The organism is Geodermatophilus sp. URMC 64, from assembly GCF_053502555.1.
The window spans coordinates 4,024,954-4,048,806 of the sequence record NZ_CP199955.1 but is presented as its reverse complement, the minus strand read 5'-3'; the positions used below and the strand labels follow the sequence as shown (position 1 = coordinate 4,048,806).

Annotated in this window: 22 protein-coding genes and 1 pseudogene; 16 read left to right on the top strand and 7 right to left on the bottom strand. The window is 70.4% G+C overall.

Features of this window, described 5'->3' with window-relative positions; translation table 11 throughout:
• Positions 1-117: 117 nt before the first annotated feature.
• Complete coding sequence (locus ACWIYF_RS19675; RefSeq protein ID WP_448624516.1) at positions 118-1,566, bottom strand: CoA transferase; 1,449 nt, start codon at positions 1,564-1,566, stop codon at positions 118-120.
• Positions 1,567-2,324: 758 nt separating this feature from the next.
• Positions 2,325-3,173 carry a mycofactocin-coupled SDR family oxidoreductase gene (locus ACWIYF_RS19670; RefSeq protein WP_448624515.1) on the bottom strand — a complete coding sequence of 283 codons (849 nt, stop codon included), beginning with the start codon at positions 3,171-3,173 and terminating at the stop codon, positions 2,325-2,327.
• Positions 3,174-3,318: 145 nt separating this feature from the next.
• Between ACWIYF_RS19670 and ACWIYF_RS19665 the strand changes: the two genes are divergently transcribed.
• From ACWIYF_RS19665 to ACWIYF_RS19615, 11 genes are all read left to right on the top strand, one after another.
• Positions 3,319-3,765, top strand: coding sequence for a riboflavin kinase (locus tag ACWIYF_RS19665; RefSeq protein WP_448624514.1), 447 nt, complete (start codon positions 3,319-3,321; stop codon positions 3,763-3,765).
• Between the two features lie 55 nt (positions 3,766-3,820).
• Entirely contained in the window at positions 3,821-4,858 is a 1,038-nt protein-coding gene (locus tag ACWIYF_RS19660) for an NADPH-dependent F420 reductase (RefSeq protein WP_448628773.1), read from the top strand.
• Between the two features lie 248 nt (positions 4,859-5,106).
• Positions 5,107-5,415: a hypothetical protein gene (locus ACWIYF_RS19655; protein WP_448624513.1), complete on the top strand. Its 309-nt coding sequence runs from the start codon at positions 5,107-5,109 to the stop codon at positions 5,413-5,415.
• 113 nt (positions 5,416-5,528) lie between these two features.
• The gene (gene folE, locus ACWIYF_RS19650) at positions 5,529-6,107 is read left to right on the top strand and encodes a GTP cyclohydrolase I FolE (RefSeq protein WP_448624512.1); all 579 of its coding nucleotides are present in this window, start codon (positions 5,529-5,531) and stop codon (positions 6,105-6,107) included.
• A 413-nt stretch (positions 6,108-6,520) separates the two neighbouring features.
• Entirely contained in the window at positions 6,521-8,128 is a 1,608-nt protein-coding gene (locus ACWIYF_RS19645) for an AMP-binding protein (RefSeq protein WP_448624511.1), read from the top strand.
• Positions 8,125-9,213 (top strand): alpha/beta fold hydrolase, encoded by a 1,089-nt coding sequence (locus ACWIYF_RS19640; RefSeq protein WP_448624510.1) that lies wholly within the window; start codon positions 8,125-8,127, stop codon positions 9,211-9,213. Before ACWIYF_RS19645 ends, ACWIYF_RS19640 begins: the two co-directional genes overlap by 4 nt.
• Complete coding sequence (locus tag ACWIYF_RS19635; RefSeq protein WP_448624509.1) at positions 9,213-9,536, top strand: hypothetical protein; 324 nt, start codon at positions 9,213-9,215, stop codon at positions 9,534-9,536. The genes ACWIYF_RS19640 and ACWIYF_RS19635 overlap by 1 nt, the downstream gene beginning before the upstream one ends.
• Positions 9,505-10,578 carry an alpha/beta fold hydrolase gene (locus ACWIYF_RS19630; protein WP_448624508.1) on the top strand — a complete coding sequence of 358 codons (1,074 nt, stop codon included), beginning with the start codon at positions 9,505-9,507 and terminating at the stop codon, positions 10,576-10,578. Before ACWIYF_RS19635 ends, ACWIYF_RS19630 begins: the two co-directional genes overlap by 32 nt.
• Positions 10,575-11,105, top strand: coding sequence for a GNAT family N-acetyltransferase (locus ACWIYF_RS19625; RefSeq protein ID WP_448624507.1), 531 nt, complete (start codon positions 10,575-10,577; stop codon positions 11,103-11,105). The genes ACWIYF_RS19630 and ACWIYF_RS19625 overlap by 4 nt, the downstream gene beginning before the upstream one ends.
• Before the next feature lies 1 nt (position 11,106).
• Entirely contained in the window at positions 11,107-11,871 is a 765-nt protein-coding gene (locus ACWIYF_RS19620; protein WP_448624506.1) for an SDR family NAD(P)-dependent oxidoreductase, read from the top strand.
• 193 nt (positions 11,872-12,064) lie between these two features.
• Complete coding sequence (locus ACWIYF_RS19615) at positions 12,065-12,979, top strand: SDR family oxidoreductase (protein ID WP_448624505.1); 915 nt, start codon at positions 12,065-12,067, stop codon at positions 12,977-12,979.
• Positions 12,980-13,697: 718 nt separating this feature from the next.
• Here ACWIYF_RS19615 and ACWIYF_RS19610 read toward each other — a convergent pair.
• A complete protein-coding gene (locus tag ACWIYF_RS19610) occupies positions 13,698-14,210 on the bottom strand; it encodes an enoyl-CoA hydratase/isomerase family protein (protein ID WP_448628772.1) in 513 nt (170 codons plus the stop codon).
• Positions 14,211-14,359: 149 nt separating this feature from the next.
• Here ACWIYF_RS19610 and ACWIYF_RS19605 point away from each other — a divergent pair, with 149 nt between their 5' ends.
• Complete coding sequence (locus ACWIYF_RS19605) at positions 14,360-15,358, top strand: amidohydrolase family protein (protein ID WP_448624504.1); 999 nt, start codon at positions 14,360-14,362, stop codon at positions 15,356-15,358.
• A gap of 231 nt (positions 15,359-15,589) precedes the next feature.
• On the opposite strand, the gene ACWIYF_RS19600 is transcribed toward ACWIYF_RS19605, so the two are convergent.
• Positions 15,590-16,537, bottom strand: a complete 948-nt coding sequence (locus ACWIYF_RS19600) for an enoyl-CoA hydratase-related protein (RefSeq protein ID WP_448624503.1) — start codon at positions 16,535-16,537, stop codon at positions 15,590-15,592.
• A gap of 329 nt (positions 16,538-16,866) precedes the next feature.
• Here ACWIYF_RS19600 and ACWIYF_RS19595 point away from each other — a divergent pair, with 329 nt between their 5' ends.
• Positions 16,867-18,378: an aldehyde dehydrogenase family protein gene (locus tag ACWIYF_RS19595; protein WP_448624502.1), complete on the top strand. Its 1,512-nt coding sequence runs from the start codon at positions 16,867-16,869 to the stop codon at positions 18,376-18,378.
• A gap of 329 nt (positions 18,379-18,707) precedes the next feature.
• Here the strand turns inward: ACWIYF_RS19595 and ACWIYF_RS19590 are convergent.
• The 3 genes and pseudogenes from ACWIYF_RS19590 to ACWIYF_RS19580 all read right to left on the bottom strand — a co-directional run.
• Positions 18,708-18,803 (bottom strand): annotated as a pseudogene (locus ACWIYF_RS19590) (IS982 family transposase); the annotation flags it as partial.
• A gap of 133 nt (positions 18,804-18,936) precedes the next feature.
• Positions 18,937-19,830, bottom strand: coding sequence for an IS982 family transposase (locus tag ACWIYF_RS19585; protein ID WP_448624501.1), 894 nt, complete (start codon positions 19,828-19,830; stop codon positions 18,937-18,939).
• Between the two features lie 73 nt (positions 19,831-19,903).
• On the bottom strand, positions 19,904-20,785 hold the full coding sequence (locus ACWIYF_RS19580) for an enoyl-CoA hydratase-related protein (protein ID WP_448624500.1): 882 nt from the start codon (positions 20,783-20,785) through the stop codon (positions 19,904-19,906).
• A gap of 249 nt (positions 20,786-21,034) precedes the next feature.
• On the opposite strand from ACWIYF_RS19580, the gene ACWIYF_RS19575 reads away from it, so the two are divergent.
• The 3 genes from ACWIYF_RS19575 to ACWIYF_RS19565 all read left to right on the top strand — a co-directional run bounded on the left by ACWIYF_RS19575 (position 21,035) and on the right by ACWIYF_RS19565 (position 23,697).
• Positions 21,035-21,301, top strand: coding sequence for a hypothetical protein (locus ACWIYF_RS19575; RefSeq protein WP_448624499.1), 267 nt, complete (start codon positions 21,035-21,037; stop codon positions 21,299-21,301).
• A gap of 568 nt (positions 21,302-21,869) precedes the next feature.
• Entirely contained in the window at positions 21,870-22,178 is a 309-nt protein-coding gene (locus ACWIYF_RS19570) for a hypothetical protein (RefSeq protein WP_448624498.1), read from the top strand.
• 13 nt (positions 22,179-22,191) lie between these two features.
• On the top strand, positions 22,192-23,697 hold the full coding sequence (locus tag ACWIYF_RS19565) for a class I adenylate-forming enzyme family protein (RefSeq protein WP_448624497.1): 1,506 nt from the start codon (positions 22,192-22,194) through the stop codon (positions 23,695-23,697).
• Positions 23,698-23,853 lie beyond the last annotated feature (156 nt).

Genomic DNA, 23,853 nt, shown 5'->3' with positions numbered 1-23,853 from the left:
GACATCCGTCTTGTCTTCCGACGGGAAGGGGAGGCGGTCACCGCACGAGCGCGCCGACGCCGCAACCGTCAGAGTGATCGCTTCCCCGTGGTGTGAGCTGCCTGCGGGCAGCCGCCGTCACGCGTATGACGGTGCGTCGCGGCCCAACGGGCCGGCAGGTCGGAGTTCGGCGAGGGGGACGCCGTCGATCGACCCCGGCACGGGAACCGCTCTCACAGGCCCCCACGCCGTGAGTACTTCCTCCGATGCGTATTCGGCGAGAGGCGGCGGTGGCTCGTTGATCGAGTCAGCGGGCGCCGGGAGGGTCTTCAGGAGCGTTGCGGTCTGTCCCAAGGCGACGCGAGCTTCAAGCACTCTGCCGCGCTGCACGAGCCCCGTGAGGGCGCGGCACACCGACGCCGCCATGAAGTACCCCGTGGCATAGTCGAGCGCGGCACAGGGCAGCTCCATGGGTTCCGATGTGCCGGCGATCCGTTGACTCTCGGCAGCGATTCCGGTGCTCATCTGCACGAGGCTGTCGAAGCCACGGCGGTTGAGCCACGGGCCGACCCAACCGTAGGCGTTGACCCGGGCGACGACGAGGGCCGGATTGAGCGAGACGAGTCGATCCTCATCGAAGCCGAGCCGGGTCAAGGCATCGGGGCGCCAGCCGCACACGAGGACGTCCGACTCGGCGACGAGTGACGCAAGGCGCGCTGCGCCTTCCGGCGAACGCAGGTCAACGGCCGCACACCTCTTTCCCGCGGTCGTCACCGTCACCAGGTCACCCATCTCCGAGAAATCCGGCGGATCGATGCGCAACACGCTCGCGCCCTGTGCGGCGAGAAAGCGAGTGCATGTGGGTCCGGCGATCACCCGCGTGAGGTCGAGTACTCGGACGCCCTCCAGGGGACGGGAGGGCACTCTGGAGAGGTGGGCCTCGCCGCCACGATGCTCGGCCCACACCACCGCGGGCGTGCTCGCCAGCGCCAAACCTGCAGGGTGGGCATCCCATTGTTCAGTGGTGCGCACCAGGGCTGCGGCTCCCCCGGCTGCAATCACGGCCGACTCGAGCCCTTCCCCGTCACGCCCAGCGATGACCGCCGCGATCTCGGACTTGTCGACGACGGCGTCCGGCATACCGAGCGCCGCGAGTGCGGCCGTCCGATGCCACCTGTAAGCGGCGTGGAGGCGTATCCATCCGTCCACGCACCGATAGTTGGCATTGATGAGCGCTTCTGGCTCCGGGCGCTGCCAGCCCTCCGGGCGGAAGAGCGCCTCACTTCTGAACGATGCGCACGCCTGAAGCCGGTCGATCGTCACCCCACGGGCCGTGACACCGGTTCGTGCGGACAGCAACTCGGCCGCCGCCACGTGCGCCGCAGCGATCGAGCCAGTCGCCAGCGCAGTGATGTCGAACGCCGACGCGAATCCCTGCTCCCGGCCGACGACGGTGAGGGCAGCCGGATCGAATTGTGGTCCGAGGAGTGCAGACACCACGGCAAGCTCGTTGCGAGTGTGCACGAGCGAACAGTACAAACGGTACGACGCTCGTGGGAGCTGCTGATTGACCTCGGCGGCGGGCATGAGGCTGACGGGGAAGTCGGTGACGTGAACCCCTGCGGCCCGACCAGTCGCTGCGCTCTGGCCAGCGCGTCTCATCGAGTGAGCGGGCGCCGTTCTGATCTCGACGAACGAGGGCCGGTCGCCGTCGACGATCTCCCGCGCCCGGGCCTCCGCGGCGCCTTCCCCTCGGCCCGCAGCTGACTCGGGTGGCGACGAACGTGCAGTAGTGGCAGCGGTCGCGGCACAGGTGGGCCAGCGGGATGAACGCCTTGGGGGCTGTAGGTCACCACCCCGGGCCGGCCGGCCGAGGCCAACCCGGCGTCGCGGAGCCGGCAGCCCGCCGTCAGGAACCGGTCCAGCGGCTCGCCCCTGGCCCAGCCCGCGGGCCGACAGCAGTGCCTCGGCCCTCAGCCGCGTCGAGCGAGACTCCGCGCTCGGAACGGGCCAGCGCACGGCGCAGGCCATGGGCAGAGACGGACAGCTCCGTCATCGTCCTACTCCTCCTGGATGACGGGGCACCCCGCCGCCCGGTGAACCGCTTGAACAGCCGGTCGTCTGCCCCACGGCCGAGCCGTCACTTGACGGCGACGGCCTGCCTACCCGCGTGGTGGCCAGAACCACTCGGGCGGCGATGACCCCGTTCGCGGTGCGACTCACCGACAGCGAGTTCGGCCATCGTGCGCTCTGCGTGCGTATGGGCCGCCGGCTTCCTGACACGGGACACCCGGCCGGACGGCCGCTGAGGGATCCGCGCCCGGCGGCACCTCCGCGCCTGGCGCTCAGAAGTGCTGGACGCCCGCGTCGACCGACAGATGCTCGGCGGTGATGAACCTGGCCTCGTCGGAGACCAGGAAGGCGACTGCGTTCGCGATGTCGTCGGCTTCCATCCAGCCCTCGTTGAGGAACGGGGTTCCCATGGCCGCGAGCTTCGGGTTGGAGGCGCTGGCCCGCTCCATTGCGGCCATCAGCTCATCGCCGGCCATGGGCGTGGCCACAGCACCGGGGTGCACCGAGTTGACCCGGATGTCGTGCTTGCCGAGCTCAGCGGCGAAGGCCCGCGTCATGCCGACCAACGCATGCTTGCTGGTCGTGTACGGGAGCGCGAACGGCTGCATCTTCTTACCTGCGCCGGAGCTGGTCAGCACAACCGCCCCGCCGTTACCGCCGGCGATCACGTGCGGCACACACGCCATCACCGTGTTCCAGACGCCGGTGATGTTGATGTCCATCGTGTCCTTGAACATCGTCGGCGTGAACTCGTCCCAGGTGCCCGCGATACAGATTGCGGCGTTAGCCACGACGATGTCGAGCCGGCCGAGCTCAGCGACGCCCCGCTCGACGAACGCCTGCATGTCCTCGAAGTCCCGGACGTCGCCCTGGTGGGTCAGGATCCGGCGGTCGCGGGCCTCGACCTGGCGGGCCGTCTCGGCCAGGTCATCGGGGGTCGCCGACTCGTACGGCACTCCCGGGAGGGGACCGGCCAGGTCCAGGGCGAGGATGTCGGCGCCCTCGCTGGCCAGCCGCAGAGCGTGCGCCCGGCCCTGTCCGCGCGCCGCGCCGGTGATGAAGGCGACCCTGCCGGTCAGCCGTGCACTCACGTCCATCAACTCCAGTTCTCGGGTCCGCACAGTCGCGGATCGGTCGGGACCTGGCGCCCGAACCTCATGAGCAATATAGTGACCCACGCCGCTTGCGGTCCACCGGGGAGAGCCAGCGGGCATCGACGAGCGTCCCCAGGATCCCCGGACCGACACCGTCTGAGGAGTTGTCCTTGTGGCCTCGGAAGATCACGCCTGGACCGTCCAAGGTCTCGTCGTCCGCGGTGAGCAGCGTGGACGGCTGATCGGCTATCCGACGGCCAACGTGGAGACACCCGCGGGGGTGCAACTCCCCGCGGACGGTGTGTACGCCGGCCTGGCCAGTGGGACGCCCGGCAGTGGTATCTACCGTGCGGCTGCGATCTCAGTGGGCACCAATCCGACCTTCGACGGTCAGCACCGCACGGTCGAGGCGTATCTCCTCGACTTCGACGGTGATCTGTACGACTCGGTCCTGGCTGTGCGGTCCGTGCGACGCCTACGGGGAATGCTCCGCTTCGCCGGCGTCTCCGAGCTGGTGTCGGCGATGGCTCGGGACGTGCAGCAGACCCGGGAACTCATCGCCGCTGTGGATCCGCGGGCGTTCGCGACCGTGCCACCTCAGCGCAGTCGCGTGAGTTGAGGCGACGAGACGACGGGACCTCGTCCGGGCGAGACAGCGCCAGCAGACGTACGCCATCGGTGCGCCCGGGTCGACCGTCTCCGCCTGCGCACCCTCGGAACGTCTCCGTTGCCCCGGTCTGCCGAGATCATGGCGTGAGCCGGCGACCGCTGGACGCGCTGATCTGGAGCCGGCAGCCCGCTCGACCAGCAAGTGTTCGCATCGCCGTCGGGCGTGCCAGCCCGCCCGACGACGTCGCCAGCATGGTCGCCCTCCTCCCCTCGGAGGAGGGGTCGTCCGTCCACGGGACGTCGATCGGGCGGCGGCAGCTCGGGCTGATCCGCACACACAACAGGAACGGAAACCCATGAAGATAGGCATCCTCGGCACGGGGCACATCGGCAAGACCCTGGCACTGCGCCTGCCCGAGGCCGGGCACGAGGTCAAGGTCGCCAACTCGCGCGGTCCCCAGGCCATCGGGCAGGACGTCCTCGCCACCGGTGCGCGCGCGGTCACCGCGGCGGACGCTGTCGCCGACGTCGACGTGGTCATCGTCTCGGTGCCCCTCGGCCGACTCCCCGAGATCGCGCCGCTCGTGCGCGACCTGCCGGACGACGTCGTTGTCATCGACACCTCGAACTACTACCCGACGCGCGACGGCGCCATCGAGGCGCTCGACGGTGGACAGGTCGAGAGTGTGTGGGTCGCAGAGCTGCTGGGGCGGACGGTCGTCAAGGCGTGGAACTCCATCGGGTCCGACTCCCTGGCGAGCAAGGGGCAGCCGGCGGGCACCCCTGGCCGTATCGCGCTGCCGGTCGCGGCCGACGGCGACGAGGCCCGTCGCATCGGGATGCAGCTGGTCGAGGACACCGGATTCGACGCCCTCGATGCCGGAACGCTCGCCGAATCCTGGCGGCAGCAGCCCGGTACACCGCCCTACTGCACGGATCTGACCCGTGAGGAGCTGCCCGCTGCCTTGGCCGCGGCCGATGCCGAACGGGCGCCCCGACGGCGCGAGCTGGCCACCGCCGTCGTCACGGAGCGAATGGGGGACCCCTCGAAGAACCCCGACGCCGACTACTTCGTCCGCCTCAACCGCGTTCTCTACATGTGACGTGGAGGTCGGGCCGGGAACAGGACCGGACGATGTCCGCCCGGGAGTCCGCCGCTCACATCTCGGGGCGGCGTACGAGGCCCGGCCGGGCGGACCTCGTCTGGCTCCGGTCCCCGTCGTGGCGCCCCCTGGCGAACGGCCTGTCCGCATCCTCTCGCAGAACGGCTTCCGACTCGGGCGTTCCGCTGATATCCTCATGAGGAATCGCGCCTCGAACCGATCGGGGCACGCGTCCGGAGGAGGACGGGATGCAGCTTCGTGTCGGATCGCGCTGGCGCAGTGCAGTGGACGACACCCAGGTGGTCGTGGTCCGCGCACCGGAGGGCGAGGTCTCGCTCACCTGCGGCGGCCACCCCCTGGTCCCCGCCGACAGCGAGCCCACCCCAGGCCTCACGATCAGCGAGGGGCACGCCGGCGGCACCGCGCTGGGCAAGCGCTACGCCGACCCCGAGACCGGCCTGGAGCTGCTCTGCGTCAAGGCCGGGGCGGGGACCCTCGCGCTGAACGGGGCGGAGCTGCCGCTCAAGTCCGCCAAGCCGCTCCCCGCCTCGGACTGAGCGGAGACCCCGGATGAACATCGCCATGCTCGCCGAGATCGCCGCCGACGCCGGCGGTGACCGAGTCTCGAAGACGGCCGTGAGCGGAGCCGCACGCGGGGAGATCGGGCGTCGTGGCTGGTGACTTCGATGCCGCCCGGGCGGCCGCCGCGGTCCGCGAGCTGCTGTTCGCGGTGGGGGAGGACCCCGAGCGTCCGGGGCTCCAGGACACTCCGGCGCGGGTCGCCCGGGCTTACGCGGAGACCTTCGCCGGCCTGGGCCAGGACCCCTCCGACGTCCTCGCCACGACCTTCGACGAGGACCACGACGAGCTGGTGCTGGTCAGGGACATCCCGATGTACTCCACCTGCGAGCACCACCTGGTGCCCTTCCACGGGGTCGCGCACATCGGCTACATCCCGGGGCTCGACGGCCGGGTGACCGGGTTGTCGAAGCTGGCCCGGCTGGTCGAGGTCTACGCCCGCCGTCCGCAGGTGCAGGAACGGATGACCAGTCAGATCGCCGACGCGCTCGACCAGGTGCTCAAGCCGCGCGGCGTGCTGGTGATCATCGAGGCCGAGCACCTGTGCATGGCCATGCGCGGCATCCGCAAGCCCGGTTCCACCACGGTGACGTCGGCGGTCCGGGGCATCTTCCGCGACAACCCCGCCACCCGGAACGAGGCGATGAGCCTCGTCCACGGACGACTGTGACCAACCGACACCGGCGGTGGGCCGATCCCAGGCCCGGAGAGGTGATGTCCACATGAGCACTGCCCTGCCCGACCAGGTCCCCGGCGCGGGTCACGTACCCGCAGCCCTGCCCGTGCGTGTCGCGGGCCGCGCCGACCACACCGCGGCTTCGGCGAGGGTGGATCAGGGCTCCGAGCCCCTGACCGGGGAGGAGCACACACACCAGGTGCGTCGGCGCATCCTCGACGCACAGCTGACCCGCTTGGCCGGTCGCGTCGACACTTCCACCCTCATCGGGCGCGACGCCGCCGCTCGAGTTCTCCGACTGGGTGCCCGACTGGATCGGGGCGACCTCGGGTGGTGACCCACCCCCCACCGCGCCGACGGCGAGGACCGGGTGGAGGACATCCTCCACCGGCCAGGGAGGTCTGACGATGAACATCGTCCAAGGCAGTCAGGACGACGATCCAACAGGGGGACCCGCGGTGTCGATCCGATCGCGGTTGCGGACAGACGCGATCCTGACGCGCGCGAACATCGATTTTCGACAGCCCCATCGCGTACCCCTGGCCTTCGGCGCGGTGGGGATGTGGGGTCGGGGAATCGTCGGCGCGGTCGCTTCCTCTGCGGCGCGGTATCCGGCGGCCCACGCTGTCGTCGACCCATACGGTGCCCTGACGTACAGCCAGCTATGGCGGCGCGCCGGTCAACTGGCTCGGGGACTCGTGGACGAGGGCGTGGCGCCTGGGACACGGGTCGGGATCCTCGCCCGCAACTCTCGGGAGTACGTCCTGGCTCTGGTCGCCGTTGCCCGCACCGGCGCTGATCTGGTCTTCCTCAACACGGAGTTCGCAGCTCCCCAGCTCGCCGAGGTCGTGGCCGCCGAAGGTATCGAGTTCCTGCTGCACGAGGACGAATTCGAGGGCCTGGTCGTCGGCTGCGGCGCTCGGCGCACGTTCGGCGAGGCGGCGCAGGCGGCCATGGCGCTCCGTCGGGGCTTCCTCGCGCCGCGTCGGCAGGGACGCCTCATCGTGCTCACCTCGGGGACGACTGGACGTCCCAAAGGTGCCGCACGGAGCTCCGCAGCCGAATCCGTCGAGGGCCTGGCGGGGCTGCTGAGCCGCATTCCGTACCGGCCGCGCGACATCCAGGTCGTTGCCGCTCCGCTGTTCCACGGTTGGGGGCTCACCAACCTGCTGCTGGGCCTGGCCCGCGCGTCCACCACCGTGCTGAGTCGCCACTTCGACCCGAGAGAGACTCTCCGATCCGTCTCCGGCCACCGCGCGCACGTCCTCGTGGTCGTGCCGGTCATGCTTCAGCGGATTCTGGCGCTGGGCCCCTCCGCTCTGCTGTCGTCCGACACGACCCGGCTCAGGGTGATCGCGGCGAGCGGCTCCGCACTCGGGCCTGCTCTGGCGACGGAGACGCTCAACCGGTTCGGTGCGGTGCTCTACAACGTGTACGGCTCCACCGAGGTCGCGCTCGCGACCATCGCCACACCCGCCGACTTGCGCTCGCGCCCCGGAACGGCCGGTCGCCGTGTGCTCGGCGCGCGCGTCGAGATCCTCGACGGTCAGGGGCTGCCTGTTCCTGCTGGCGACACCGGTCGCATCTTCGTCGGCAGTTCGATGCGGTTCGACGGGTACACGAGTGGCGGCGCCAAGGAGGAGCAGCGTGGACTGCTCGCCTCCGGGGACATCGGGCACTTCGAGGGCGAGCTGCTCTTCGTCGAAGGACGCGAGGACGACATGATCGTCTCGGGCGGCGAGAACGTGTATCCGCAGGAGGTCGAAGAGCTGCTCGCCGAGCATTCGGGGATCGCCGAGGTAGCCGTCGTCGGCGTGCCCGACTCGCGGTTCGGTCAGGCGCTGCGCGCGTTCGTGGTGACGAAGCCGGGGACGGCGCTGGATGAGGACGCGGTACAGCTCTACGTGCGTGAGCGACTGGCTCGCTTCAAGGTCCCGCGCACCGTCCGGTTCCTCGAGCAGCTACCACGCAACGCCACCGGGAAGGTGCTCAGGCGGGAGCTGAGGTCGGCGTGAGCGCCCCCATCCGGCTCCCGACCCCGGGCGACGCTGCGGATGCCCTCGCTCGCCGATCACGTCAGTGGTTGGAGCCTCTGGCGCGCCACGAGGCCTTCGCGGCGTGGGTGGAGTTGGCGACGAGAACGCAGTCGGTGTTCGCGGCCACTGCCGACAAGCCCCAGCGGCTGGCCGCACGACTGGTAGGTCGCCGTACCATCGCAGAACGCCGCGAGCGGGATGAGTGGGAGGCCAGGCAGCGCCGGTCCAACCAGTCGCGGGGCCGTCCCGCCGGCGAGAGTTCCCCGGCTGGTCGGCGGCCGCGCGTCTACTGGGAAGAGCGCGGCGAAGGCGGGCCGCTGCTCTTGCTCAACGGATGGACCGCTGGTGGGAGTGTGTGGCCCGCCGCGTGGCTGAAGGACCTGGAGCGCAGTTTCCGTGTGATCCGCATGGACACCCGGGGGAGTGGGCTATCGCGGACGGCGCCTGCTCCGTTCACGATGTCAGATCTGGGGGACGACGCCGCAGCAGTCCTGCGTGCCGCCGGTGTGGAGCGGGCCGGAGTGCTCGGGCTTTCGATGGGCGGGATGATCGCGCAAGAGTTGGCTCTCCGCCATCCGGCTCTCGTGGGTGAGCTGTTCCTCGTCGCGACCCGCCCCCCCACGCCGGCACAGATCCCCAGCCCCCCGGAGCTGACCGAACGGTGGTTCGATCGCCCTCCGCCGGGCGAGCCCATCCAGCAGTTCCTCCGGTCGCGGTGGGCCGCTCAGGCCGCTCCGGGCTTCGCCGAACGCGAGCCGGCTCTGCTCGATGAGCTGGTCGAGCAGGTGGGGGAGCGGCGTACGCCGCGCGCCGGAGCGATGAATCAGGCGCTGGCCGTCCTCGGCTGGCACGGACCCCGACGGCTGGCCAGCCTCACGGTTCCCACGACAGTGGTGCACGGAGCGGTGGACCCACTCACGCCCGTGGGCAACGGAATGCGCCTGGCCCGGCTGATCCCTGGCGCTCGTTACGTCGAGATCCCGGCGGTAGGGCACCTCGTGCCCCTCGAGGCCGGTGACGTGCTGGCCGACCTCGTTCGCGGCTCTGCCCTCGGGGGGGTGTGATGGGCCTGCCCGGTCCCCGCGACCTCTACAACCGCTTCGAGAAGGTGGCGACCCCGCTCGCCGACGAGCTGACCCGCTCGAAGGAGTTCGCCCAGGCGGTCGCGCTTCTCGCCGGCGCCAACAAGACCGTCCGGGCTGGACTCGGCAAGCTGGCCGCCCGGGGATGGCACGCCGTCAACCTTCCTGCCAGTACCGACGTCAAGCGGCTCCGCCAGCAGGTCGGCGCCCTCGACCGCGACCTCCGACTGCTGTCGATGGAGCTCCAACGCGCGCGGAAGGAGGGGACGCGCCGTGGCGGCGATCGAGGACCTGAGCACGATTGACCGCATCCGCCGCGAGGTCGAGCGCACCGCGCTGCGCGCGCGCAACGGCATCCGGATGGTGACCGGCATCCAGCGGACCGACGTCGGCCTCAGCCCCAAGGACGTCGTCTGGAGCCAGGGCCGCACCGAGCTCTGGCGCTATCGCAGCGAGCAGGTCTCCCTGCGGCCGCCACTGCTGATCATCTACAGCCTGTTCAACCGCAGCTACATCCTCGACCTGCGGCCCGGCAACAGCGTGATCGAGCAGTTGGTGGCCGCCGGCTTCGACGTCTACATGCTCGACTGGGGCGTCCCCGACGAGGGGGACGCGCACAACAAGCTCGAGGACTACGTCGACTCCTACATTCCCGCCGCGATCGACCGTGTCCGCGAGCTCTCCGGCAGCGACAGCGTCAACCTCCTCGGCTACTGCTTCGGCGGGGTGCTGTCGGTGCTGCATGCCGCGCACCATCTCGACGCACCGTTGCGCAGCCTCACGGTCCTCACCACGCCGGCCGATCTGCAGAAGCTCGGTCCGATGACGGACATGATGGCGCGCACCGACCTCGACGCCGTCCTCGGGGACGACGGCATGGTTCCGCCGTCGATCATCGTGCAAGGTTTTCGCACCCTGGCGCCGGTCGGTGAGCTCACCTCGCGCGTCGACCTGATCCAGAAGTTGTGGAGCGACGAGTTCGTCGGGGCATACCAGGCGATGAGTGGCTGGGCGAACGACCAGGTGCCGCTGCCGGGCGGTGTCGCGCGCCAGCTCAAGCAACTGGTCGAGGACAACGCGCTGCTCCACGACCGAATCTTCCTCGGTGGCGACCGGGTCCGGCTCTCCGACATCCGTGTGCCGTTCATGCACGTCCTCGGTCTCCGCGACCACATCATCCCCGAGCCCGCCGCCGGCCCGCTCGTCGGACTCATCGGCTCCGACGACAAGCAGGAGCTGCGGCTCGACGCCGGCCATGTCGGCCTGATGGTCGGGCGCAGTGCCGCACGCAACACGCTTCCCCTCATCATCGACTTCCTGAAGCAGCGGAGCGAGGTCCTCGCATGACCATCCAGGAGTTCACGCGGGACCAAGTGACCGCCCTCGGGGAGCTGTTCATCCGGCTGCCCGACAGCGATCTGACCTTCGTCAAGGAGGACGTCACACCCGCCGCTGTCGCGGGCTGGCCGACCGCCCCTGGCTGGCGCTGGGTCGAGGTGGCCCCCGACGGCACCGTCAACGGGATGGCGGCCCTGCTGCCGCTGACCGGGTGGTCCAACCACGTCGCCGAACTGCGGCTGGTCGTTGACCCCCGGACCCGCGGTCGCGGCATCGGCCGCGGACTGGCCCAGCACGCGGTCGCCCACGGCGTCCGGTCCGGCCTGCTCAAGTTGGTGGTCGAGGTGCCGGCCAGGCAGCAGCCGGTCACGGAGATGTTCCTCGGAATGGGCTTCACCGCGGAAGCATTGTTGCGCGACCACTTCCGGGACCGGAGTGGCCAACTGCAGGACCTGCTGGTGCTCGCTCTCCAGGCTGAGCAGGTGTTCGAGGCCATGAGTGCGGTCGGTGTGGTCGAGCTGCTGGAAGGACAGTGAGATGGGATTCCTCGACTCGTTCCGCCTCGACGGCAAGGTCGCTGTCGTCACCGGCGCGTCCAGCGGCCTGGGCGTGACCTTCGCCAAGGCCTTCGCAGAGGCGGGCGCCGATCTGGCACTCGGCGCGCGACGCGAGGACAGGCTGACGGACGTGGTGGCCACGGTGGAGGCGTTGGGCCGCAAGGCGATCGCGGTGCGCACCGACGTCACCAGCCCATCGGACTGCCAGGCGCTCGTGGACGCGGCGATGGAGGCGTTCGGCCGGGTCGACGTGCTCGTCAACAACGCCGGTGTCGGCACGGCGGTCCCGGCGACGCGGGAGACGCCGGAGCAGTTCCGCTCGGTCGTCGAGCTCAACCTCAATGCCTGCTACTGGATGGCCCAGGCCGCCGGTCGGGTCATGCGGCCGGGCAGCTCGATCGTCAACATCTCCAGCGTCGTGGGACTCACGACTCTGGGGCTCCCGCAGGCGGCGTACGCCTCGAGCAAGGCCGGCCTGATCGGGCTGACCCGCGACCTCGCCCAACAGTGGACGCCGCGCAAGGGCATTCGCGTCAACGCACTGGCACCCGGCTACTTCGAATCGGAGATGACCGACCAGTTCGAGGGCGACTACGTCGACACGGTGGTCGTTCCACGCACCCTGATGGGTCGGGTCGGCAAGCCCGAAGAGATCGGCGCCGCGCTGCTCTTCCTGGCCAGCGACGCCAGCGGCTACATCACCGGCATCACGTTGCCGGTCGAAGGGGGCGTCCTCGTCACCTGATCGTCCGCGCGTCACGCCTTCCGGTCACCTCGAGCAGGAGCGGGACCTGTTCGACCGGGACTGCGAGGGAGCCACCCCTGCCCGGCCATTCTCTCGGCGCGCCCCAGTACGGACTCGACCCGCGCCTTGCCGGAGCGGCGCACCGGTCGACCTGATCCCCGCTCGCACCTCCCGACACCCAGAGGACGCATCCATGGCCACGCAGAACCATCCGGCACCGGGCCTCGCCGCCCCCGAAGCCCAGACGAACGCCAGCGACCGGCTGGGACGAGACGAAGGAGACGACATGGCCAAGACGTGGTTCATCACCGGCGCGTCGCGTGGCTTCGGGCGTGAGTGGACGATCGCCGCGTTGGAGCGCGGCGACAACGTGGCCGCCACTGCCCGCGATACGGCCACACTTGACGATCTGGTCGCGCAATTCGGCGACAAGCTCCTTCCTGTACAACTCGACGTCACCGATCGGGACGCCGTGTTCTCTGCCGTGGCGAATGCACACGGCCGCTTCGGTCGGCTAGACGTCGTTGTCAACAACGCCGGCTACGGCCTCTTCGGCATGGTCGAGGAGGTCTCCGAGGCCGAGGCGCGGGCGCAGTTCGACGCCAACTTTTTCGGCGCGCTCTGGGTCACGCAGGCCGCCCTCCCGTACCTCCGCGAGCAGCGATCGGGCCACTTCCTCCAGGTGTCGAGCAACGGCGGGATCATCGCGGGCCCGGAAGTCGGCGTCTACTGTGCGTCCAAATGGGCGCTGGAGGGGTTGAGCCAGTCCCTCGCAGCCGAGGTCGCGGGCTTCGGCATCAAGGTCACTCTCATCGAGCCCGGCTATTACGGCACCGACTTTGCCGGTTCCTCGCGCAGACAGGCCGCCGTCAACCCCTCATACGACGCATTCCGCAAGGAGGTCGACGTGGAGCGGAAGGCTCTTTACCCTGCCCCCGGCGATCCGGCGGCCACCAGAAAGGCCGTCCTTCAAGTCGTTGACGCAGACGAGCCGCCGCTGCGGATCTTCTTCGGCGACGGCCCGCTCGCCCTGGCGGTGGAGGACTACGAGTCGCGGCTGGCCACCTGGCGGGCGTGGGAGCCGGTGTCCATCGCCGCGCACGGCTGAACGGCTCGAGCGGCCGCACGGCTCCTCGACGAAGTTGGCCTCCCAGTCACCCGGCGCAGTAATTCCTAGAAGATGCAGCATGTCCACCCGAGCCGGGGTGGCGGGGTGGGCGCCCGCCACACTGCGCGCTGTTCCCGGATCGCCGGCGGCGGCACGAAGCTGGGTCGCAGCATCTGCCGCTCGGCGACGTTGCACCAGCCACACCGTGTCCAGCCGGTCGGTCTTGGGCCGGCCGGGCACCTGGATGACGTCATGGGCGTTGACAAGCCAGTCTCGAAGCGGTCTTCCAGCAGATAGAACGAGGCGTGCCAGTAGTCGCTGGTCGCCTCCATCACCCCCCGGGTCACTCCGAGGCCGGCCAACCAGTCGCCCGGCGCCAACAGCGCGGACGTGATCGTTGGGGTCGTGCGGACCTCCTGCATCCGCTGCCCGCGCGGGCCGGGCACCGGCGCGCAGCACACCACCCTCGGCCTTGCCCACATCCAGCGCCGCGACCCGCTCGATGACCTCAGGCTCGTCGGTCTCGACCTGCATCGCCCTCGCCTCCGCACCTCAGAACGGACGCCGACGGCATCGACGCTTCCGTCGACGAGGTGGCCCCGCTGCGAGGAGGCCGGTTCCAGCTTGACGGACCCTCCTCCTGCGTGAATGGCCGACATCCAGGGTGTGGCACCAGATGAAGCGCTACCCGGCCACGTCCGGGGGGAATGGGCGGCTGTCAGACCGAGGGCAGGTGACCGGCGACCGAATCGACGAGCCCCCACGACAGGGCCGTCCGTGCGTCGATGAAGGTGTCGCTGAGCGCCAGGTACAGGGTCCGCCACCGGCCGATCCGGCGCGGGATGCTCACCGTGCCGCCGGCCCCGGGGATCAGCCCCATGCCGATCTCCGGCAGGCGGATGCGGGTATCCGGCGCGGCGACGATCCGATGCGCGTAGGCCGGCAGCTCGATACCCGCTCCGACGCACGCGCCGTGCAGCCGCACCTCGACCCGGTCGGCCACGCGGTGCAGCGGCAGGGCGGCCCCGGTCCGGGTGCGCACCAGGTGTGCGGTGACCGGGTCCGGCGCGGTGCCGAACTCGTCGAGGTCGCCGCCGGAGCAGAAGGACGGCCCCGCGCCGTCGAGCACCACTCGGACGATGCGGTCGTCCCAGGCCACCAGTTCGAGTGCCGACATCAGCGCGTCGCGCAGCTGCCGTCCGTAGGCGTTGCGGCGCTCCGGCCGGTTCAGGGTCAGCCGGAGTTCGTCACCGTCCCGCCGCAGGCGTACCGGTTCCTCGCGCGCCGGGGGCGGCAGCGGCCGGGCCCGGCGGGCCAGCCAGGCGGCGAACTCCGGGCCGCCGAGCAGGGTCGAGTAAGCGAGGGAGCGGTGCGCTGTGGATGGTCAACAGCCGCGGCGCCGAGATCCTCGGCCTTGCCGGCGCCGTCCACCCAGGCGGCGAGCGCAATGGTCGCGGTGCCCCGACCGGGCGACTGTGGCGGGCCGACGACTGGCTGCGGAACAGGCTCCCGCGCCCGACGCCGCCGGACCTGGCCGCCGTCGGCGCCCGGCTGGCCCGGCTGGGCATCACATCGGTCACCGACGCCACCCCGGACCTGGACGACGCCGCCGTCACCGCGATCGCCGGCGCCGTCGCCCGCGGGGTGCTGCCTCAGCGCGTCGAGGTACTCGGGGTTCCGCTCGGCCGGCGGGAGCTGCTCCCGGGCCTGATCGCCGGGTCGTACAAGATCGTCCTCGCCGACTCCGGACTGCCGTCCTTGGACGACCTCGTCGACCGGATCCGCGCGGCGCACGACGCGGGCCGGTCGGTGGCCGTGCACTGCGTCACCCGGGAGGCCCTGGTCCTGCTGCTCGTGGCCCTCGGCATCACCGGCGTGCGGCCGGGTGACCGGGTCGAGCACGCCGCGCTCGTCCCGGTCGAGCTGTTGGACGAGCTGGCGGCCACGGACCTGCGGGCGGTCACGCAGCCCGGGTTCCTCTCCGCCCGCGGCGACGACTACCTCCGCGACCCGCCGGCCGCCGACCACGCCGACCTGTACCGGTGCGCGAGCATGCTGGCCGCCGGGGTGTCGCTGGCCCTCTCCAGCGCCGCCCCGTACGGCCCGCCGGACCCCTGGGCCGTCATGACCGCCGCCGTCCACCGGCGAACGGCGTCCGGCGCCGTCGTGGGCGCCGCGGAGACCATGACGCCGGCCCAGGCCCTCGCCGGCTACCTCGGGTCCCCGGGACACCCCGGCGGGACGCCGCGACGGGTCCACGTGGGCAGCACCGCCGACCTGGTGGTGCTGGATCGCACGCTGACCGACGTCCTCCACGCGCCGACGTCCGACGCCGTCCGGGGGACGCTCGTCGAAGGCAGGGTGGTCGTCACCCGCTGAACAGCGGTGGCTCGGTCCCCATCGGGGAGTACCACGAACCCGGTCGAGTCGTCCTCGACCACGATCCCGGTCGCCGGTGGCGGATCACCTGGCGGCGATCACGCCACCGGCCACTCGTCTTCCGGCCTCTAGCAGCGAACGGCTCGATCCGCGGGCGGGATCGGTGGGTTCTGACGACCGACCATTCCCCACCAGCCTGAACCACACCGTGGACGACCGCCAGGACAGGCCCTAGTCCGCCGACGGGTCGATCTGGGGGACGAGCGCGCTGTACGCGCTGTCGGGGAGGGTGTACAGCGGCGACGGGTCGTCCTGGGGGACGAGCCCGCTGAACGCGCCGTCGGGGAGGGTGTACTCCGGGAAGTTGGGTTCACGCTGATCCCGCAGCGCGATGATGCCCTCACGGATGTCGGGGCCCAGGAAGGTGAGCTGCTCGAAGGCGGCGGAGAGGTCGAAGGCCGCGGCGTGCTGCTTGTAGTGGTAGTTCAGCGACCGCTTCGTCCAGCTCAGTGCCCGCTGGGAGCCGCGCGCCAGCCTCTGCGCGATCTCCTCACCGCGCCGCTCGAGCTCCTCCTCGTCGTCGACGAGCAGGCTGATCAGCCCGATCCGCTCGGCCTCCACGCCGGTGATCGGCTCCCCGGTCAGGGCGTGCCACTTGGCCTTGGCCATCGACATGTGCAGCGGCCACGCGGCGACGACGTGGTCGCCGGCGACCCCGCCGTAGCTGGTGTGCGTGTCGAAGAAGTTGCTGTCACGGGTGGCGATGGAGATGTCCGAGAGCACCACGCAAAGCTGGAAGGACCCCGGGTAGAGCCCCACGACCGGTTTGCTGAAGTTCAGCATGTTGTGCACGATCTCGCGCGCCTCGTGGAGCAGCTGGGCGTTGAGGTCGTACTCCGTGGCCATGCGCCACATCTGGTCGACCGCACCCTTGGCGTAGGTGGAGATGTCCTTACCTGGCTGATCGGCCCCCTCCGCGCCCCGAGCGGGGCCGAGCACGACGACGCGGACCTGGGGGTCGCGGTCGAGCTCGAGCCAGATCTCTCCGATGTGCGCGTGCTGCTCGTGGGCAAGGTGCGTTCCGGGGCGGAAGCTGACCCGCACCACGCCGCGGTCCTGCCCCTGGACGATGAGCCCGGTGTACTTCTGGTAGCGCTCGAGGTTCGTATCGGCTGCCACGTTGCCCCTCTCGTCAAGGATGAACGGCCGTACGTGATCCGACTCGAGGGCGGTCGGACGCTCGCCCGCTGCTCTCCTACCTCGTCAGGACTGGAGTCCTATCACGCCCCGGGCGGCTGCCACGAGTTTTCTCATGAGATTTTTCTGGCGTGAGCCGCTCAATAGGTCGTTCGGATGGCAGGATTGCCGCGGGCGGCTCCTGACAGGCGATGAGAACAGCAGTCAGGTCGACCTGACGGCGTACGTGGACCGGGTCGCCGAGGTGAGCGAGGAGCACCGTCCCGTCCGGAGACGGCTTCCCGAGCGGCACGAACGGAGAGTAGGAATCCATGAGCTCCACGCAGGAACTGACGGACAAGAAGGTCGTCGACGGCACCGAAGTCGCAGCCGGGGCCTCGGACTTCCTCGACGAGGGCACCATCCCGCACGTCATCGACGGAGAGTGGGTGGCCACCTCCGCCGGTGGCGTCCGCGACATCGTCAACCCGTCCACCGGCCACAAGCTGGGCGAGGTCGTGCGCGGCGACGCGGCCGACCTCGACCGCGCTGTCCGTGCGGCTCAGGCGGCCTGGGACGACGGGCGGTGGCGCGACCTCACGCCCCGCGACCGCGAGGCGCGCCTGCACCGGCTGGGCGACCTGGTCCAGGAGCACGCCCAGATCATCGGGGACCTGGATTCCCTCAACGCGGGTGTGCTGCGCTCGCATTCGGACTTCATCGCGCAGTACTCCGCCGACGCATTGCACTACTACGCCGGCTGGCCCACGAAACTCGCGGGCCGGGTGCCTCCGGTGGGGCCCGACTACGTCGTGCAGGAGCGACTGGAGCCGGTCGGTGTCGTGGGTGTGATCAAGCCGTGGAACGGTCCCGCGGCGATCTTCGCCCAGGTCGCGCCGGCCTTGGCCGCGGGGAACTGCGTGGTCATGAAGCCCGCGGAGCACACCCCGATCTCCGCTGCGTACATGGCCCGGCTCGCACTGGAGGCCGGCATCCCGCGCGGCGTCTTCAACGTGGTGCAGGGTGACGGGGTGGTCGGGGCGGCCATGGTGGACCACCCGGGCATCAGTCGGCTCTCTTTCACCGGTTCGGTCGACACCGGTCGGCGGATAGCCACCGCGGCGGCGCAGACCTTCAAGAAGGTCAATCTCGAGCTCGGGGGGAAGTCGCCCGTGCTCGTGTTCGCCGACGCCGACGTGCCGGCGGCCGCGGCCGCTGCCGCCCGCGCGGTCTGGAACAACTCCGGGCAGGTGTGCACCGCAGGTTCCCGCACCTTGGTCCACCGCAGCGTGTACGACGACTTCGTCGCCGAGGCGGTCAGGTACTCGGAGGGGCTGCAGGTGGGTCACGCCTTCGACAGCCGGACCGACCTGGGGCCGCTGATCTCGCCCGAGCAGCTGTCGAAGGTGCAGGGCTTCGTCGAGGCCGGCAAGAGCGAGGGTGCCACGCTTCGCTACGAGGGCAGCGCGAGTGTGGACCTCGACGGGTTCTACCAGGCGCCGGTGATCTTCGCGGACGTGACCAGCACGATGACGATCGCGTCCGAGGAGATCTTCGGTCCGGTCATGTCGATCCTGCCGTTCGAGGACGAGGCGGAGGCCTTCCGGGTCGCCAATGGGTCGCGCTACGGCCTCGCGGCCGGCGTCTTCACACGCGACATCGGGACCGCCGAGCGCGCGACCAGGGCGCTCGACGCCGGCACCGTGTGGATCAACTCCTACCAGGTGACCGACGCGGCCGTGTCCTTCGGCGGCACCAAGGACTCCGGCTACGGGCGGAGCCTCGGACAGCCCGCGCTGGAGGAGTACACCCGGCGCAAGAGCGTCTGGTCACGCAACTACTGACCGCATGCACAACCGGCGGAGCCGTCGACGGCCGGGCCCGCGGGAATGCCTTCGGGCCCGGAACGTCCTGGTCCGCCTCGGTGGGGCCGATGCTGCTGAGCCACCGACGTGTCATGCTCGAGCCGCTGATCGGCAGCGAGAGTGCTTCGCGCGCGCATTCGACGTGCGGTTCTCCGTCACCGTCCGGCAGAACCGCGCGATTCGGACGGCGATCGAGGCGATCGGCGAGGACGCCTGGGCACCGATCCCGTACCCGCGATCCAGACCGGAGGTGTCCGGCGCCGACGTCGCCGCGAGCCCTTACAGCTGCTTCGCCGGCACCAAGCAGGCGCTGACCGATCGGCTTGCGACCCCAGCGAGGCCTTCAGCAGATCGTCGGTGCGCACATGCAGTGCCGTGGCGAGGGTGTCCAGATCGGCGTCCATGAGGACCTCCGAGTTCGACGTCGGGTTCGGAAACGCCGGGCGTGGGCACCCTCGCCCATCAGACCGATCAAGGCACGCCGAACCCGCTCGAACCCTTGACGTCGACCATCTAGACGAGTAAGTCCGAAGTCCGTCAGTGGTCGTAGGCGATCAGGGATCGGGTGATCGGCTGGCCGGTGGCGCGGTTGTGCCAGATCGCGGCGGTCAGAGCCAGGATCCGCTGCGCGACACGGGCGCTGACTCCGGTGAGCGTGCGGCCGCCGTGGAGTTCCAGGTCGAGTTGGCCTTTGAGGGTGTCGTAGACCGACTCGATGAGCTGCCGGATCGGCGGGAGCAGGATCTGGCCCGGGCGAGGCCGTTGGCTGCGCAAGGAGGGGCGCAGTAGGTCGGCGCCGCGCCGGTGGAGGTAGTCGTCGAGTTCAGCGGAGATGTAGCCCTTGTCGGCGATGAGCAGCAGCCCCGGTCGGGCGGCCAGCAGCGGCTGGTCGTGATCGAGCATGGCCATGAGTACCTGGCGCTCGTCGAGCGTGGGCGGGCTCAGCGCCCAGGTGATCGGTAGCCCGGCCGGTGTGCAGACCAGGTGCAGCCGCAGCCCCCAGAAGTAGCGCGAGTGCGAGCGACACCAGCCGTAACCGGCGATGCCGGCCAGCTGCGAGCGCAGCGCGGCCGGGCGGGAGCGGGCGCACTCCACCGGGGTGGAGTCGACCAGCCAGACCGGATCGGCCCACAGGTCGGTGTCACTGGCCAGGTCGCGGATGACCCGGTTGAGCAGCGGCAGGGCAGCGCGCAGCCGCTTGTTGTAGCCGGACTGGCCGGGCAGGTAGGGAAACGCGCCGGGCAGGGCCTCGGGCACCAGGCGCAGCCAGCGGGCCTCGGAGTGCACGGCGAGCAGCACCTGCGCCACGGCCAGGGTGAGCAGTTCGGAGTCGGTCAGCCGCGGGCGGCGTCCGGCGCGCACGCGACCGGCGAGATGATCATCAATCCAGACATACAGTGCGGTCAGGAGGGTGTTTAGGTCGGTTCTCACACCCCGAGCCTGAGCACCCTCCGCCCGCGCCTACAGCGCCCTTCGGCCCTGGCCGCCGATAGGACTTACTCGTCTAGTCCGCCGACGGACGGTCGTCCTGGGGTACGAGCGCGCCGAACGCGCCATCACTGAGGGTGTACTCCGGGAAGTTTGGCTCGCGCCCTTCCCGCATCGCATTGATGCCTTCGCGCATGTCGGGGGCCAGGAAGGTGAGCTGCTCGAAGGCGGCGGAGAGGTCGAAGGCCGCGGCGTGCTGCTTGTAGTGGTAGTTCAGCGCCCTCTTCGTCCAGCTGAGGGCCCGCTGGGAGCCGCGCGCCAGCTTCTGCGCGATCTCCTGTCCGCGCTTCTCGAGTTCCTCCTCGTCGTCGACGAGCAGGCTGATCAGCCCGAGTCGCTCGGCCTCCACGCCCGTCAGAGGTTCCCCGGTCAGGGCGTGGTACTTGACCTTGGCCATCGACATGTGCAGCGGCCAGGCGGCGACGACGTGGTCGCCGGCGACCCCCCCGTAGTTGGTGTGGGCCTCGAAGAAGTTGCAGTCACGGGTGGCGATGGAGATGTCCGCGAGGATCACCGCGGGCGTGAACGCGCCCGGGAACATCGACACGACCGGCTTGGTGAAGGCCAGCATGTTGTGGACCAGCTCTCGCGCCTCGTGCATGAGCTGAGCGAGGACGTCCCACTGCGTGGCCATGCGCTCCATCTGGCCGACCGTCTCACCGGTGTAGGTCGTGATGTCCTCGCGGGCCCCTTCCACGCCACGCGTGGGGCCGAGCAGGACGACGCGGACCTGCGGATCGCGGTCGAGCTCGATCCAGACCTCACCCAGGTGCGCGTGCTGCTCGTGCGCGAGGTGTGCCCCTTGGCGGAAGGAGACCCGCACGACGCCCCGGTCCAGGGCCTCGACGATCAGTCCGGTGTACTTCTTGTAGCGCTCGAGGTTCGTCTCGGTTGCCATGATGCCCCCTCTTGTCAGGAATGGACGGCGCACGCGGTCCGACCAGGGCCGGTGGGACGCTCGTCCCCGCCGCTGTCCGACTGCCTCGTCAGCACCGGAGTCCTACCACGCCCCTGGCCGTTGCGGGGAGTTCTATCATGAGGTTTATTGCGGTGTGCGGACAATCTCGCGATGGTGTGCCGTAGGTTCGGAAGTACCCGACCTGACGTGGGTCGGGCTGTGTCGTCAACGGAGTCGAAGGGTCACGACATGAGTGACATCCGCATTCTCGGAGAGTCCGACTGGGAGGACGAGGACCTCCTGACGCACGACGAGGCAGGTGAGCGTCTGCGCGAGGAGGTGCAGGCCGAGCTAGCCTTCCTCGAGTCGCCTGCGGCCGAGCAGCAACCGCTCGCAGCGGCGCGGTCACGTGCCCGCGTGGAGGCGATGCGCGAACGACTGGCGTCCAGCGACCGGGCGCTGGCGGACGGCTTCGGGGTCGTGCGGAGGATCGGCGGCGACGCGGCGTCGGGTTAGGCCGGTCGGTCACCAATACGCGTACACGGTCGTTCGTCCCCATCACCAGGACGTCATGGGAGGGGGCAGCGCGATGTGTGGCCTCGTCGTCGCGGATGTGGGGAATCGGCGCCTCGCCTGCGTGGTGGGGTGCTCCGCGCTGCACGAACGAGACCGCTCGCGGGCTGCCCATCTCACAGGAGCCGGTCCGGCGTAGACCGCCGCGCGGCGAATGCCCGGGCGCGGAGGTTCGGCGCGCCCCTGCACGAGCGGCTCCACCGCCAGGCAGGTGCGCGTCGTCCACACCGGGGGGGGAATGGCCATCGGATCGCTGCCCCGGGTGTTCCTGGACCCCGGGGCGCGGTGTCCCGGAACCTCCGGAGCGGCGCGCACGCAACCGCTGCCGGTCCGCGCGGCCTGCGCCGCAGCCGCGCCGTCCCGACGCGCGCCGCCCCGGGATGTGAGCGCGACGGCGAGCGGTCTGTCCGCATGCTTCCGCGGAAGGGCTTCCGACTCGGGCAGGCCACTGATATCCTCATGAGGAATCCTGCCTCGAACCGATCGGGGCACACTCCTGAGGAGGTCGAGGATGCAGCTTCGTGTCGGATCGCGCTGGCGCAGTGCAGTGGACGACACCCAGGTGGTCGTGGTCCGCGCACCGGAGGGCGAGGTCTCGCTCACCTGCGGCGGCCACCCCCTGGTCCCCGCCGACAGCGAGCCCACCCCAGGCCTGACGATCAGCGAGGGGCACGCCGGCGGCACCGCGCTGGGCAAGCGCTACGCCGACCCGCAGACCGGCCTGGAGCTGCTCTGCGTCAAGGCCGGGGCGGGGACCCTCGCGCTGAACGGGGCGGAGCTGCCGCTCAAGTCCGCCAAGCCCCTCCCCGCATCGGACTGAGCGGAGACCGCGGATGAACATCGCCATGATCGCCGAGATCGCCGCCGACGCCGGCGGTGACCGGGTCGTGCTCGGTGACCCCGAGCACGGGGTCACGTACGCACAGCTCTACGACCGTGCCCGCCGGGCCGCCCGCCTCCTGCGAGAGTCCTCCGCCGACACGGTCGCCATGATCGGGGTGAACTCGGAGCTGTTCCCGGTCGCGCTGTTCGGGGCTGCCCTGGCGGACCTTCCCTTCAGCCCGTTGAACTACCGCTGGTCGGACGCGGACCTCGCGGCCGCCATTCGCAGGCTCGCCCCGGTGGTGGTCCTGGTCGACGACGAGTTCCTGCCGCGGTTCGAGTCCCTGACGGGGGAGTCCGGCGTGCAGTTGGTCGCGCGTTCGCAGTTCCTGGCGGCCGTCGCTGACGCCGCACCGATCGAGGGCGGGGCCGAGGAGCCGGCGAACCCGGCGGTGCTGCTGTTCACGAGTGGCACCTCGGGTAGTCCCAAGGTGGCGGTCCTCGGGCACGACAACCTGAGCTCCTACATCCTCGGCAGCGTCGAGCTGATGGCGGCGGAGGAAGGGGATGCCCAGCTCAGCAGCCTGCCGCCGTACCACGTCGGCGGGATCGCCAACCTGCTCAGCACGCTGTTCAGCGGTCGCCGGATCGTGCAGCTGCCTGCCTTCGACGCGCGGACGTGGATCGACACCGTTCGAGCTCTCCGGGTCACCCACGCGACGGTGGTCCCGACCATGGTCGCCCGGATCGTGGACCTGCTCGCCGAGGACGGCGGCGGACTGCCGAGCCTGCGTCATCTCTCCTACGGCGGCGGGCGCATGCCTCTGCCGGTCCTCGAGCGAGCGATGGCGCTTCTCCCGGAGACCAGCTTCGTGAACGGGTACGGACTCACCGAGACCAGCTCCAGCATCACCGTCCTGGGGCCGGACGATCATCGGCTGGCGCTCACGTCGGACGATCCGGCGGTGCGCGCGCGGCTCGGCTCGGTCGGGCGCGCTCTGCCGACGGTCGAGCTGTCGGTGCGCGACGCAGACGGCGAGCCGGTCGCCCCCGGCGAGACGGGCGAGTTGTGGGTGCGCGGTGAGCAGGTCTCGGGCCGCTACGTCGGGACCGAGTCGGACTCGGCGGGAGGCTGGTTCCGCACCAAGGACGCCGCGCGCATCGACGAGGAGGGCTACGTCTTCGTGGAGGGCCGGCTCGACGACGTGATCGTCCGAGGCGGGGAGAACATCTCGCCGGGTGAGGTGGAGGACGCCCTGCTCGAGCACCCGGACGTGGCCGATGCCGGGGTCGTCGGTCTGCCGGACGACGACTGGGGCGAGCGTGTGGTGGCCGCCGTCGTGCCGGTCGAGGGGCGGACACCGGATCCCGGCGAGCTCCAGGAGTGGGTACGCGGGAAGCTGCGCTCCAGCAAGACCCCGTCGAGCATCGCCCTCGTCGGGGCGCTGCCCTACAACGACAACGGCAAGCTCGTGCGGAGATTGCTCCGGGCGAGCCTGCAGGAGGCCGCCGTTTGATCGACCTCCGAGAGCGGAGCGGCCGGGTCGAGGTCTAGGCAGCGCACCCGGGGACCGGTTCCGATGAGCGTCGCCGCCGCGGAGCTGGAGACGGCGTGGCGGGGGAGCGGGGGGCCCTGTCGCGGAGCGGTCACGAGGAGGCCGATCCGACCGACG

Excerpts from the sequence above, each read along its gene's own strand:
- ACWIYF_RS19655 (WP_448624513.1), top strand. The coding sequence starts at position 5,107 with ATGCAGCTTCGTGTCGGATCGCGCTGGCGCAGTGCAGTGGACGACACC.
- ACWIYF_RS19625 (WP_448624507.1), top strand. The coding sequence starts at position 10,575 with ATGACCATCCAGGAGTTCACGCGGGACCAAGTGACCGCCCTCGGGGAG.
- ACWIYF_RS19605 (WP_448624504.1), top strand. The coding sequence starts at position 14,360 with ATGGTCAACAGCCGCGGCGCCGAGATCCTCGGCCTTGCCGGCGCCGTC.
- ACWIYF_RS19635 (WP_448624509.1), top strand. The coding sequence starts at position 9,213 with ATGGGCCTGCCCGGTCCCCGCGACCTCTACAACCGCTTCGAGAAGGTG.
- ACWIYF_RS19575 (WP_448624499.1), top strand. The coding sequence starts at position 21,035 with ATGAGTGACATCCGCATTCTCGGAGAGTCCGACTGGGAGGACGAGGAC.
- ACWIYF_RS19645 (WP_448624511.1), top strand. The coding sequence starts at position 6,521 with ATGAACATCGTCCAAGGCAGTCAGGACGACGATCCAACAGGGGGACCC.
- ACWIYF_RS19565 (WP_448624497.1), top strand. The coding sequence starts at position 22,192 with ATGAACATCGCCATGATCGCCGAGATCGCCGCCGACGCCGGCGGTGAC.
- ACWIYF_RS19675 (WP_448624516.1), bottom strand. The coding sequence starts at position 1,566 with ATGCCCGCCGCCGAGGTCAATCAGCAGCTCCCACGAGCGTCGTACCGT.
- ACWIYF_RS19620 (WP_448624506.1), top strand. The coding sequence starts at position 11,107 with ATGGGATTCCTCGACTCGTTCCGCCTCGACGGCAAGGTCGCTGTCGTC.
- ACWIYF_RS19615 (WP_448624505.1), top strand. The coding sequence starts at position 12,065 with ATGGCCACGCAGAACCATCCGGCACCGGGCCTCGCCGCCCCCGAAGCC.
- ACWIYF_RS19570 (WP_448624498.1), top strand. The coding sequence starts at position 21,870 with ATGCAGCTTCGTGTCGGATCGCGCTGGCGCAGTGCAGTGGACGACACC.
- ACWIYF_RS19595 (WP_448624502.1), top strand. The coding sequence starts at position 16,867 with ATGAGCTCCACGCAGGAACTGACGGACAAGAAGGTCGTCGACGGCACC.
- ACWIYF_RS19580 (WP_448624500.1), bottom strand. The coding sequence starts at position 20,785 with ATGGCAACCGAGACGAACCTCGAGCGCTACAAGAAGTACACCGGACTG.